At 69.9% G+C, this 12,599-nt stretch carries 10 protein-coding genes; 3 read left to right on the plus strand and 7 right to left on the minus strand.

Going from position 1 to position 12,599, the window contains the following annotated elements; translation table 11 throughout:
* Nucleotides 1-55 precede the first annotated feature (55 nt).
* The 5 genes from pafA to dop form a co-directional block, all read right to left on the minus strand.
* Entirely contained in the window at nucleotides 56-1,414 is a 1,359-nt protein-coding gene (gene pafA, locus ACFHWE_RS04320; RefSeq protein WP_416599281.1) for a Pup--protein ligase, read from the minus strand.
* Between the two features lie 110 nt (nucleotides 1,415-1,524).
* Nucleotides 1,525-2,277: a proteasome subunit alpha gene (prcA, locus tag ACFHWE_RS04325; RefSeq protein WP_416599282.1), complete on the minus strand. Its 753-nt coding sequence runs from the start codon at nucleotides 2,275-2,277 to the stop codon at nucleotides 1,525-1,527.
* Between the two features lie 55 nt (nucleotides 2,278-2,332).
* On the minus strand, nucleotides 2,333-3,175 hold the full coding sequence (prcB, locus tag ACFHWE_RS04330; RefSeq protein ID WP_416599283.1) for a proteasome subunit beta: 843 nt from the start codon (nucleotides 3,173-3,175) through the stop codon (nucleotides 2,333-2,335).
* A gap of 163 nt (nucleotides 3,176-3,338) precedes the next feature.
* Nucleotides 3,339-3,542, minus strand: coding sequence for a ubiquitin-like protein Pup (locus ACFHWE_RS04335; RefSeq protein ID WP_028647071.1), 204 nt, complete (start codon nucleotides 3,540-3,542; stop codon nucleotides 3,339-3,341).
* A gap of 187 nt (nucleotides 3,543-3,729) precedes the next feature.
* On the minus strand, nucleotides 3,730-5,250 hold the full coding sequence (gene dop / locus ACFHWE_RS04340; protein ID WP_416599284.1) for a depupylase/deamidase Dop: 1,521 nt from the start codon (nucleotides 5,248-5,250) through the stop codon (nucleotides 3,730-3,732).
* An 858-nt stretch (nucleotides 5,251-6,108) separates the two neighbouring features.
* Between dop and ACFHWE_RS04345 the strand changes: the two genes are divergently transcribed.
* A complete protein-coding gene (locus ACFHWE_RS04345) occupies nucleotides 6,109-6,834 on the plus strand; it encodes a response regulator (protein WP_416599285.1) in 726 nt (241 codons plus the stop codon).
* A 301-nt stretch (nucleotides 6,835-7,135) separates the two neighbouring features.
* Here ACFHWE_RS04345 and arc read toward each other — a convergent pair whose 3' ends face one another.
* Together arc and ACFHWE_RS04355 are read right to left on the minus strand one after the other, a co-directional pair.
* A complete protein-coding gene (gene arc / locus ACFHWE_RS04350; protein WP_416599286.1) occupies nucleotides 7,136-8,905 on the minus strand; it encodes a proteasome ATPase in 1,770 nt (589 codons plus the stop codon).
* A gap of 220 nt (nucleotides 8,906-9,125) precedes the next feature.
* Nucleotides 9,126-10,022, minus strand: coding sequence for a tRNA (adenine-N1)-methyltransferase (locus ACFHWE_RS04355; protein WP_416599287.1), 897 nt, complete (start codon nucleotides 10,020-10,022; stop codon nucleotides 9,126-9,128).
* Nucleotides 10,023-10,190: 168 nt separating this feature from the next.
* Here ACFHWE_RS04355 and ppgK point away from each other — a divergent pair, with 168 nt between their 5' ends.
* On the plus strand, nucleotides 10,191-10,952 hold the full coding sequence (gene ppgK, locus ACFHWE_RS04360) for a polyphosphate--glucose phosphotransferase (RefSeq protein ID WP_416599288.1): 762 nt from the start codon (nucleotides 10,191-10,193) through the stop codon (nucleotides 10,950-10,952).
* 359 nt (nucleotides 10,953-11,311) lie between these two features.
* Nucleotides 11,312-12,565, plus strand: coding sequence for a helix-turn-helix domain-containing protein (locus tag ACFHWE_RS04365; RefSeq protein WP_416599310.1), 1,254 nt, complete (start codon nucleotides 11,312-11,314; stop codon nucleotides 12,563-12,565).
* Nucleotides 12,566-12,599 lie beyond the last annotated feature (34 nt).

Genomic DNA, 12,599 nt, shown 5'->3' on the forward strand with positions numbered 1-12,599 from the left:
CAGGGTCACACTACCGAATGACACCGAACCGGCCACCCCCGGAAGCCCCCGACCCTCACATCCCGGCGATCAGCTTCTCCACCCTCTCGTCCACCGACTTGAACGGGTCCTTGCACAGGACGGTGCGCTGTGCCTGGTCGTTGAGTTTCAGGTGCACCCAGTCGACGGTGAAGTCGCGGCGCTGCTCCTGGGCGCGGCGGATGAACTCTCCGCGCAGCCGGGCGCGCGTGGTCTGCGGCGGCACCGACTTGGCCTCGAAGATCCTCAGGTCCTCCACCACCCGCTCCATCTGGCCGCGGTTCTGCATCAGATAGAACAGTCCGCGGTCGCGGTGGATGTCGTGGTAGGTGAGGTCGAGCTGGGCCACCCTCGGGGAGGACAGCGACAGGTCGTGCTTGCTCCTGTAGCGCTCCAGCAGAAGGTACTTGGCGGCCCAGTCGATCTCCCGGGAGATGAGCTCCAGGTTCTGCGTCTCCACCGCCTCCAGGGTGCGCTGCCACAGGTCCAGGACCCGCTTGCCGACAGCGTCGGTGCCGTGGCGGTCGACGTAGCCCTGCACCTTCTCCAGGTACTCGCGCTGGATCTCCAAGGCGCTGGCCTCGCGCCCGTTGGCCAGCCGCACCTTGCGGCGGCCGGTCATGTCGTGGCTGACCTCCCGGATCGCCCGGATGGGGTTCTCCAGGGTGTAGTCGCGCATGACCACACCGGCCTCGATCATCCGCAGGACGAGGTCGGTCGAGCCGAGCTTGAGCAGGGTGGTGGTCTCGCTCATGTTGGAGTCGCCGACGATGACGTGGAGCCGGCGGAAGCGCTCGGCGTCGGCGTGGGGCTCGTCGCGGGTGTTGATGATGGGGCGCGAGCGCGTGGTCGCCGAGGAGACGCCCTCCCAGATGTGCTCGGCGCGCTGGCTGACGCAGAAGAGCGCTCCGCGGGGGGTCTGGAGGACCTTGCCCGCACCGCAGATGATCTGCCGGGTGACGAGGAAGGGGATCAGCACGTCGGCCAGGCGGCCGAACTCGCCGTGCCTGCCGACGAGGTAGTTCTCGTGGCAGCCGTAGGAGTTCCCGGCCGAGTCGGTGTTGTTCTTGAACAGGTAGATGTCGCCGGCGATGCCCTCCTCGTGCAGGCGCTGCTCGGCGTCGATCTGCAGCCCCTCCAGGATGCGCTCCCCGGCCTTGTCGTGGGCCACCAGGTCCACGAGGCTGTCGCACTCGGGGGTCGCGTACTCGGGGTGGCTGCCCACGTCCAGGTACAGGCGGGCCCCGTTGCGCAGGAACACGTTGCTGCTGCGCCCCCAGGAGACCACCCTGCGGAAGAGGTACCTGGCGACTTCGTCGGGCGACAGGCGGCGCTGTCCCCGGAAGGTGCACGTGACCCCGTACTCGTTCTCCAGCCCGAAGATCCGTCGTTCCACGCGGCCTCACCCACTTCCGTCACCGGGGTGCGGACGACGGGGCCTCGCCGTCCGCACCCGCCCGGCCGGTGGGGCGCGCCCGGCACGCCACACCGCGGTCGTCACTCACGTCACTCGTCGGTCTCGTCGCCGCTGTCCGCGGTGACCTGGCTGCTCGCGCCGCTCCGGGTCCGGCCCTCCTCCAGCAGGGTGCTCAGGCGCCGTCCGTGGATGCGGCGGAACTTCCTGTGCTCGCGCGAGCGCTCCAGGACGGCCACCTCCAGGTTGCCCGCCTCCAGTTCGCGCTCCTCCCCGTTCTCCTTGGCCAGGGCGTGGACGGCGGTGTCCAGGGCCGCGGAGAGCGGGGCGTCGGCGACGAAGCGGTCCTTGAGGACGGTGGCCACCTGCTCGGAGGAGCCGCCCACCGCCACGTGTCCCTGCTCGTCGACGATCGAGCCGTCGAAGGTGATCCGGTAGATCTCGTCCTCGTCTGCGACCTCGCCCACCTCGGCGACGACGATCTCCACTTCCCAGGGCTTGAGGCTCTCGCTGAAGACCGTACCCAGGGTCTGGGCGTAGATGTTGGCGAGCTGGCGTCCGCTGACGTCACGGCGGTCGTACTGGTAGCCGCGCACGTCCGCGAACCGCACCCCCATCAGGCGCAGGTTCTCGAACTCGGGGTACCGGCCCACCGCGGCGAAGCCGATGCGGTCGTAGAGCTCGCTGATCTTGTGCAGGGTGCGGGACACGTTGTCCGCCACCATGAGGATGCCGCCCTCGTACTGCAGGACGACGGCGCTGCGGCCGCGCGCGATACCCTTGCGCGCGTAGTCCGCCTTGTCCTTCATCTGCTGTTCGGGGGCGACGTAGAACGGCATCGACACCGCTGATCGTTCCTTACCTAGTCGGAAGAGGTCTCGTGTGGGCCCGCGGCCCCGGTCAGCTCAGCGCGGCGGTCGGACCGTCGGGCCGGGCGGCCCGGCCCTCGACCACCTCCGTGGCCAGACGGGCGATGTCGTCGGTGGGGACACGGCGGTGGCCGTCCTCGGTGACGACGTCGACGAGGGGGAAGATCTTGCGGTGCAGGTCGGGCCCGCCGGTGGCGGAGTCGTCGTCGGCGGCGTCGTAGAGGGACTCCAGCGCGGCCTTGATCGCGGTGGTCTCGTCCATGTCGTCGCGGAACAGCTTCTTGAGGGACCCCTTGGCGTAGACCGAGCCCGAGCCGATGGAGTGGTAGCGGTGCTCCTCGTAGCGCCCGCCCACGGCGTCGTAGCTGAACACCCGGCCGACCTCGGCGGTCTCGTCGTAGCCCACCAGGAGGGGGACCACGACGAAGCCCTGGAGGGCCATGCCGAGGTTGCCCCGCACCATCTGGGCCAGCTTGTTGGCCTTGCCCTCAAGGGAGAGCGCGCGGCCCTCCATCTTCTCGTAGTGCTCCAGCTCCACCTGGTAGAGGCGGGCCAGCTCGATACCGATCCCCGCGGAGCCGGCGATGGCGACCGCGGAGAACTCGTCGGCGCGGAACAGCTTCTCCATGTCCCGGTTGGCGATGACGTTGCCCTGGGTGGCACGCCGGTCGCCGGCCATGACCACACCCCCGGGAAAGGTCAGGGCGACGATGGTCGTCGCGTCGGGGGTGAGGTGCTCGGTCCCTCCGCCCGCGGACAGGTCCCGTCCGGGCAGCAGCTCGGGGCTGACGGACCGGACGAACTCCGTGAAGGACGAGGTCCCCGCACTCATGAACGCGGCGGGCAACCGTCCGCCCTCGAACCCTTCGAACACGCGACTCCCTCCACTCGCGTCCCACCCATGGGGGCGGATGGGACGGCCGTTGTCTCGATTGCTCTGGGGCCGGAGTCTCCCGGCCGATGGAACCGACCCTAGCCGTGCGCCCGGCGGCACCGACGGCACCGGAGTGCGCTGTCAGCGAACCGCCGAGGCGGGGCTACTGGCCGCCCTTCTGGACGAACTGCCGGACGAAGTCCTCGGCGTTGCTCTCCAGCACGTCGTCGATCTCGTCGAGGATGTCGTCGACCTCCTCGTCGAGCTTCTCCTTGTTCTCCTGGGCGTCCGCCGTCGCCTCGGTCTCCTCGACCTCCGCCTCCCGGCGCGAGGCGTGCTTCTGGCCGCCGGTGTCCTTCGTCGCCATAGCTGGCTACCTCCCTTTCGGAGCTCTCGCCCTTATCTTGGCCCAACAGCGCGCGGCTCAACCCCCTTCCCGAGGCCCGATACTCGCTAGTTACCTCGGGTCGCCGCGCCCGAACGGACACGTCAGGGGCCGGCCGCACCTGGTGCGGCCGGGTCCGCCACAAAGCCGCGGATGTCCGGAAACGCCCTCAGCCGCGGCCTCCGGTGAGGACCGCGACCAGATCGGCGGCCGTGTCCGAGGCGTCCAGCAGCGCGCCCACGTGCTCCCTGGTGCCCCTGCGCGGCTCCAGGGTGGGCACCCTCTGCAGCGAGTCGTGGCCGGGCAGGTCGAAGATCACCGAGTCCCACGAGGCCGCGGCCACCGAGTCGGCGTACTTGGCCAGGCAGCGGCCGCGGAAGTAGGCGCGGGTGTCCTCGGGCGGCTCGGTGACCGCCCGGAGCACCTCCGGCTCCTCCAGCAGGCGCCGCATCCGCCCCCGGGCCGCGAGGCGGTTGTAGATGCCCTTGTCCGGCCGCACGTCCGAGTACTGAAGGTCGACCAGTTGCAGTCGCGGGTGCGACCACTCCAGACCGTCGCGCGAGCGGTACCCCTCCAGCACCTTGAGCTTGGCTACCCAGTCCAGTTCCGCGGCCAGGTCCATGGGGTCGCGGCCCAGGCGCTCCAGCACCGAGGCCCAGCGGTCGAGGACGTCGGCGGTGTCGGGGTCCACGTCCGGGCCGAAGCGGTCCTCGACGTACTTGCGCGCCTGGTCCAGGTACTCCGCCTGGAGCTCCAGCGCGGTCATGCGCCGCCCGTCCTTGAGCTGCACCCGGTGCGTCAGCGTCGGATCGTGCGAGATCTCCCGCAGATCGGCCACGGGGGTCTCCAGGGACAGGTCCACGCTGAGGAAGCCGTCCTCGACCATCGCCAGCACCAGGGCGGTCGTCCCCAGCTTCAGGTACGTGGAGATCTCGCTCATGTTGGCGTCGCCGATGATGACGTGCAGCCGCCGGTAGCGGTCCGGGTCGGCGTGCGGCTCGTCCCGCGTGTTGATGATGGGACGCTTCAGGGTGGTCTCCAGGCCGACCTCGACCTCGAAGAAGTCGGCGCGCTGGGAGAGCTGGAAACCGCTCCCCTGGCCGTCCGCACCGATGCCGACCTTGCCCGCCCCGCACACCACCTGCCGGGAGACGAAGAACGGGATGAGGTGCCGGACGATGTCACCGAAGGGCGTCGACCGGTTCATGAGGTAGTTCTCGTGGCACCCGTAGGAGGCGCCCTTGTTGTCGGTGTTGTTCTTGTACAACTGGATCGGCTCGATGCCCGGGGTGGCCGCCGCCCGCGCCGCGGCGTCGGCCATCACGCGCTCGCCCGCCTTGTCCCACAGCACCGCGTCGCGCGGGTTGGTGACCTCGGGGGCCGAGTACTCGGGGTGGGCGTGGTCGACGTAGAGCCTGGCCCCGTTGGTGAGGATCACGTTGGCCAGCCCCAGGTCCTCGTCGGTGAGCTGGGTGGGGTCGGCCACCTCCCGCGCCAGGTCGAACCCACGCGCGTCACGCAGCGGATTCTCCTCCTCGAAGTCCCACCGGGCACGCCTGGCCCGGGCCGCCGAAGCGGCCAGGTAGGCGTTGACCACCTGGGTGGAGGTGACCATCGCGTTGGCCCCGGGGTTTCCTGGGACGGAGATCCCGTACTCGGTCTCGATACCCATAATCCGCCGCACACTCATGATCAGAGGTTATCCACCGGGACCGTCTCTTGAACGCTTCCGCGCCAATCGTGCCCCAAGTGCCGTGTTCCCGGGCGTTGCGGACAGGCGCCCGATCCGCACGGAGACGGCCCGGCGGTCCGGCACCGCACCCAGGGTCCGGCCCGGACCCTCCCGGCCCTCTTCCATGCCCCTGCGGGGCGGCGGGGACGGCACCGGGCACCGGGGCCGCCCGCGCGTGCGGGGTGATCGGCGGGCGGACCGGACGGAAAAGAGATCGGATAACCGCGTCGGTGTCCCGTCGGGTGGGCGCGGGGGACCTCCTCCGGCGGTTCTCCCCGGCGTTCTCCCCGCTCTCGTCCGACCGGGCGATTCCCTCCCCCGCCTCCCGAACCGCACGGGTGCGGCGGCCATTCCCCGACCGGAGGCGACGGCCTGCGCAAACGGTTCTCAGCCGAACCGGGGAAGGTCCTGCGCGCGTGTGCGGCCCCGTCCCGGGACACCCGCCACCGGCAGCCGGATCCCCGGTCGGCACAGGCCCCGTGCCGACCGGCCGGGATGACCGCAGGCCCCCGCGCCGGGAACTCGGCCCGGACGGGGCGAGGCCCCGGCTTCATGTTTCGGTCAGATCAGAAAACGGATATCCCCTTCATCCCCGCGCAGGGCCAATAGCGCTTCCGAACAGTTGAAACGCGGACCTTACGGCGTTTTTCAAGGGAATTTTCAGATACTCGGAGGTAGGTTTCCCGGATTCGCACCCGCCGCGGAGAGAGCAGCCTAAAATGAATAAACCTGTCCCCGCCTGAGGCGGCGCGAACGGCGCCGCTCCCCCACGGAACGGAACGCCCCACCCCGGCCGGCCACACGCAAGGAGTTCCGGTGAGTCCACACCCCACAGCCCCTCCGGTCTTCCCCCCTCAGGCGAAGGAACAGCCCTCTCCCCCACCCGCACCGGCCATCCGCGTCATGGTCGTGGACGACCACGCACTCTTCCGCCGGGGCCTGGTCTCGGTCCTAGACGAGGACATCGACGTGGTCAGCGAAGCGGCCAACGGCGAGGAGGCCGTCCGCCTGGCCGTCGAACACCGCCCCGACGTCATCCTCATGGACGTGCGCATGCCGCACACCAGTGGTATCGACGCCTGCTCGCGTATCCGCGAGGCGCTGCCGGACGCCAAGTTCATCATGCTCACCATGAGCGACGAGGAGTCCGACCTCTTCGACGCGCTCAAGGCGGGGGCCACCGGCTACCTGCTGAAGGAGATCTCGGTGACCGACGTCTCCGGGGCCGTGCGCAACATCGCCCGGGGGCAGTCGTTCGTCAGTTCGGCGATGGCCACCAAGCTGATCGGCGAGTTCGCGGAACTGGCCAAGCAGGAGAGCACTCCCCCCAGCGGCCCGGACCTCCCCCAGCTCACCCCCCGCGAGACCGAGGTGCTCAAACTGCTCGCCCACTCGCTCAACAACCGGGAGATCGGTGAGCGGCTGTTCATCACCGAGAACACGGTGAAGAACCACGTACGCAGCATCCTGGACAAGCTCCAGGTGCACTCGCGCACCGAAGCCGCCATCTACGCGGTCCGCGCCGAGTACGTCAAGGGCTGATCACGGGCGTCGTGGGCGACGCACGCCTGGTCGGCCTCAACGGCGAACACGGTCACCGCCGGCTACCGCACCCCCTCCAGGGGTCTCAATGGCCCGCTCCGCGGGTTCGATGGCCGCCAGCAGACGCCGCACACCCCAGCCGCCCCTCCCCCGACGTCGCTTCGTGTGACCACCCTCAGGGCGGTTCCCACCGCGCCCGGCCCCCGCATTCTGCTAACACGGAGACCGGAGACAACCGGCGACAGAAGGGGCCGACCGTCAAACCCGGTCGGCCCCTCACCACGCTCTCACAGCCGTATCGTCACAGGTACTGGCCGGTGTTGGCCACCGTGTCGATACTCCGACCGGAGTCGGCGCCCTTCTTGCCGGTCACCAGGGTGCGGATGTAGACGATGCGCTCGCCCTTCTTGCCGGAGATGCGGGCCCAGTCGTCGGGGTTGGTCGTGTTGGGCAGGTCCTCGTTCTCGCTGAACTCGTCGACGCAGGCCTGCATCAGGTGCGAGACCCGGATGCCCTTGGACTGGTTGTCGATGAAGTCCTTGATGGCCATCTTCTTGGCCCGCGAGACGATGTTCTCGATCATCGCGCCGGAGTTGAAGTCCTTGAAGTACAGGACCTCCTTGTCCCCGTTGGCGTAGGTGACCTCCAGGAACCGGTTCTCCTCGCCCTCGGTGTACATCCGCTCCACGACCCGCTGGATCATGGCGTCCACCGTGGCCTTGGTCGAACCGCCGTGCTCGGCGAGGTCGTCGTCGTGCAGCGGCAGTTCCGCGGTGACGTACTTGGCGAAGATGTCCCGGGCGGCCTCGGCGTCGGGACGCTCGATCTTGATCTTGACGTCCAGCCGGCCCGGCCGCAGGATCGCCGGGTCGATCATGTCCTCGCGGTTGGAGGCGCCGATGACGATGACGTTCTCCAGCCCCTCGACACCGTCGATCTCGCTCAGCAACTGCGGGACGATCGTGTTCTCCACGTCGGAGGACACGCCCGAACCGCGGGTGCGGAAGATCGAGTCCATCTCGTCGAAGAACACGATGACCGGCGTACCCTCGGAGGCCTTCTCCCGGGCCCGCTGGAAGACCAGGCGGATGTGCCGCTCGGTCTCGCCGACGTACTTGTTGAGCAGTTCCGGGCCCTTGATGTTGAGGAAGAAGCTCTTGCCGACGTCGCGGCCGGTCCGCTCGGCCACCTGCTTGGCCAGCGAGTTGGCCACCGCCTTGGCGATGAGCGTCTTGCCGCAGCCGGGCGGGCCGTAGAGCAGCACGCCCTTGGGCGGGCGCAACTGGTGTTCGTAGAACAGGTCCTTGTACAGGTAGGGCAGCTCGACCGCGTCACGGATCATCTCGATCTGCCCGGCCAGGCCGCCGATGTCGGTGTAGGCGATGTCGGGGACCTCTTCGAGGATGAGCTCCTCGACCTCGGACTTGGGGATCCGCTCGTAGACGTACCCCGACCTGGGCTCCAGCAACAGGGAGTCCCCCGGCCGGATCGGCTCGTCGCGCAGCGGGTCGGCCAGCCGGACGATCCGCTCCTCGTCGTGGTGGGAGATCACCAGCGCGCGCTCGCCGTCCTCAAGGAGCTCCTTGAGCATGACGACCTCGCCGACCGTCTCGAAGGACTCCACCTCGACGACGTTGAACGCCTCGTTGAGCATCACCTCCTGGCCCGGTCGCAGCGCGTCGACGTCCACCGAAGGGCTGACGTTGACCCGCATCTTGCGTCCGTTGGTGAAGATCTCCACCGTCTCGTCCTCGCGCGCGCCCAGGTAGACGCCGAACCCGGAGGGCGGTTGAGCCAGCCGGTCGACCTCCTCCTTGAGGGCCACGATCTGTTCCCGAGCCTCCTTGAGGGTGGAGACAAGGCGCTCGTTCTGCCCGTTGGCCGCCGCGAGGTTGCCCTGGGCCTCCCGCAGCCGCTCCTCCAATAGGCGCACATGTCGGGGCGAATCGGCGAGCTTGCGCCGAACCACGCTGAGTTCCTTTTCCATGTAGGAGACCTGTGCCGTGAGTTCAGCAACTTCACGGTCACGGTCGCTCTGCCGCTCGTCGTCGCGCTCGGCCACGTCCGCCACCTCCCTATGAGAAGGACGACTACTCCGGAACCTACCTACCCCTGCCCAATTCCTAACCTCCCACCTTGGGAGAGTGTCGTGGGCCTCATCGGACCCTCTTGCATCGACCCAGGTCAGAGCACTAGAGGATGATCCGACGTAATGAGAAAGTAACCTCTGCGGCCGGTCGGGGGCAAGGTTTTCCCAGCAAAGGAAAACCGATTCCTGCCGATATGCGAACTCAGCCCTCCGCTCCCCTCTCAGCGGCACGCGCGCTCTCGTAGTCCTTGCCGTAGGCCCCCTTGGCCGGCCTGCGCCGGCGTCCGGGCGCCTCCACACCGTCGGCCAGGCGCCGCGCGGTCACCAGGAACCCGGTGTGCCCGATCATCCTGTGGTCCGGGCGCACCGCCAGCCCCTCCACGTGCCAGGTGCGCAGCATGGTCTCCCACGAGCGCGGCTCGTAGAACCTGGGGTCATCGCGCAGCTCCTCGACCACCCGCGACAACTGCGTGGTGGTGGCGACGTAGCAGCACACCAGCCCGCCGGGGATCAGCGCCCCCGCGACCGTCTCCAGGCACTCCCACGGGGCGAGCATGTCCAGGAACACGCGGTCGACCCCGGTCTCCTCCAGGGACTCCACCAGGTCGCCCACGGTCAGCTTCCACGCCGGATGCGGCCCACCGTAGAAGCGCTCCACGTTCCTGCGCGCGATCTCGGCGAAGTCGGCACGCCTCTCATAGGAGTACACAGCGCCCCGCTCACCGACCGCGCGCAGCAGCCAGTTGGACATGGCGCCCGACCCCGCGCCGGCCTCGACCACGCGGGCCCCTGGGAAGATGTCGGCCTCCACCAGGATCTGCGCCGCGTCCTTGGGGTAGACGATGGTCGCGCCGCGCTTCATCGACAGTGTGTAGTCGATGAGCAGCGGCCGCAGCGCCACGTACTCGGTCCCGTTCCCCGAGCGCACCACGCTGCCCTCGGGCCGGTCGACGAGGTCGGAGTGGTCGATCTTGCCCTTGTGCGAGTGGAAGGCGCCGCCCTCGGTCAGCCTGATGGTGTGCATGCGCCCCTTGGGGTCGGTCAACTGCACGGTGTCACCGTAGGCGAAGGGGCCGCGGCGGCCATGGATACCGGTCAACTGTCGTTCTCGTCTTCCCTCGTGGCGATGGTCAGGGCGGTGGCCCAGATTATCGGCACGACGGCACCGCGCCGACCACGCATGCGTTCGCGCTCCCCCGTATCGGGCAGTATCGGACTGCGGCCCCGGAGCCCGCACAGGACACAGAACCAGGAAGAAGCACACTCCATGCCACATCCGGACACCGGACTGGGAATCGACATCGGCGGCAGCGGGATCAAGGGCGCTCCCGTCGACCTGGGAACCGGAGAGTTCACCGCCGACCGCCTGCGGCTGCCCACCCCCGAGCACTCGGGCCCCGCCGAGGTGGCGTTCGTGATCGGCGAGATCGTGGCGCACTTCCCCGAGGCGCTGGAGGGGGGCCTGGGCATCACCTTCCCCGGGGTCGTCCAGCAGGGCGTGGTGCGCACCGCCGCCAACGTGGACAAGGCATGGATCGGCACCGACGCCCAGGCACTGTTCTCCGAGGCCGCCGGACGGCCAGTACGGATCCTCAACGACGCCGACGCCGCCGCCGTCGCCGAGGCCCGCTTCGGCGCCGCCAAGGGCGTCTCCGGGGTGGTGCTGCTGACCACCCTGGGCACGGGGATCGGAACGGCCCTGGTGGTGGACGGCCGCCTGGTGCCCAACACCGAGTTCGGCCACCTGCAGATCGACGGGCACGACGCGGAGTCCCAGGCGTCCTCGGCCGCACGCCAACGCGACGACCTCTCCTACGAGGAGTGGGCCCGCTCCCGGCTCAACCGCTACTACCAGGTGGTGGAGGAGCTGCTGTGGCCGGACCTGATCGTGGTCGGCGGCGGGGTGAGCCGCAAGTCGGAGAGGTTCCTGCCCCACCTGGACATCCGCACGCCCATCGTGCCCGCGGCCCTGCTCAACACAGCCGGGATCGTGGGCGCGGCGCTGTCCGCCGCAGAGCTGAGGCACTAGAGCGCGGACGGGCGGCCCCGGGCCCGTCACCCGCACAGAGGGAGACTGGGTTGCGGGCGCGGCCCGGGGCCGCCCGCCAGGGCACGGGGCACGGCCCGCGCCCGCAGTACGCGAGGAGAGGGCTCGCGCATGTCCGGCGGAGGCCGCTCCGCGGACCTGGTGGCCTCCGCCCGCCGAACGGCCTCGGCGACACTCGGAACTCTGCCGCACCGGGAGGGTCTCCGGACGGTGATATGCGGATCACGCATTCGGGTCTCTTTCTCCTACCCGCCCACCCGGGGCGGCAGGGATCCCTACCCTGGGTGCCCATGAACCGAACACACGGCGTTCCCCCCACGGACCTGTGGACACGGCCGGACATGGCCGCCGCACTGGCCTCCTGCGACATGGCGGCCGTCCTGGAGGGCGTGCGCGAAGCCCGCGGCTGGTCGCAGGGGGCCCTGGCCCGGGCCATCGACTACTCCCAGAGCTGGGTCTCCCGGGTGGTCAACGGGCAGCAGTCGCTCACCGTCCCCCAGGTCCATGACCTCGCCCTGCGGCTCCAGATCCCCCTGCACCTGATCCGGTTCGCCGACGGCCCGGAGCCGTTCGGCCCCGCGCCGCGGCGCGGGCCGGGGCGTCCGATCGCCGCGAACACCCTCTTCCCGCCCGCCCCCAGCGGGCCGGCGAAACCCCCCCGCGCCGGAACGCGCCACTCGGTGGACGAGACCACCACGGCCGCGCTGAGGGCGATCACCGGCGGCCAGCGCCGGATGGACGCCACCGCCCCGGCCCGGCACCTCCTGCCCAGCGCGATGGCGCACGTGCACCTGTGCGAGCAGATGCTCGGACACGCGCACGGGACACCCTTCTTCGGAGCGCTGAGCGGCGCGGCCAGCGAGGCCTCGGGCTTCGCGGCGTGGCTGCACGCCGACCAGGGCGACATGGGGTCGGCCCGGGCGCACTACCGCACCGCGGTCGTCCGCGCCCGCCAGGCGGGCATGCGGCTGCTCGACGTCTACATGCTCGGCTCCCTGGCCGCCTTCGAGACCGACACGGCGGAGGACCCCGAACTCGGTCTGGGGCTGGTACGGGAGGCCGAACACGTCCTGGGACCCTCCGCCCACCCCACCGCCCGCGCCTGGCTCGCCTGCGTGGGGGCGCTCGCCCACGCGGGCCTGGGCGAGCGCTCCGAGGCCCTGCGCGCCATCGACAGGGCCGAACGGGACGCGGGCGGATCGGCCAACGCCGACCCGCCCTGGCCCTGGGTGTTCGCCTTCGACCAGGCCAAGGTGGCCGGGTACCGGGCGCTCGTGGGGGTGCGGCTGCGCGATCCGCACCAGGCGCGCACGGCCTTCGGAGAGACCGCCGTGGCGTCCTCTCCGCCCAGCGCCAAGCAGTCAGCGGTCCTCCAGGTGGAACTGGCCTCCGCGCACGCCGACGCGGGCGACGTCGACGAGGCGTTCCGGCTCCTCCAGGAGGCCCTGAGCACCGGGCTGCGCTACGGGTCCGAACGCGTGGTGGGCCGGGTGCGCTCGTTCCGGCGCCGCTACCGGGGGCCGCGGGCCGACTGCGTCGACGCCCTGGACGCACGCCTGGCCGCGCTCGCGGCCGACCTCCCGGCCACTGGGTAGGTACAGACCGGTCGGCGTGCACACGCGTCGACCG

Origin of the sequence: Nocardiopsis sp. LOL_012, assembly GCF_048060475.1 — a bacterium.
Taxonomy (GTDB): Bacteria; Actinomycetota; Actinomycetes; order Streptosporangiales; family Streptosporangiaceae; genus Nocardiopsis.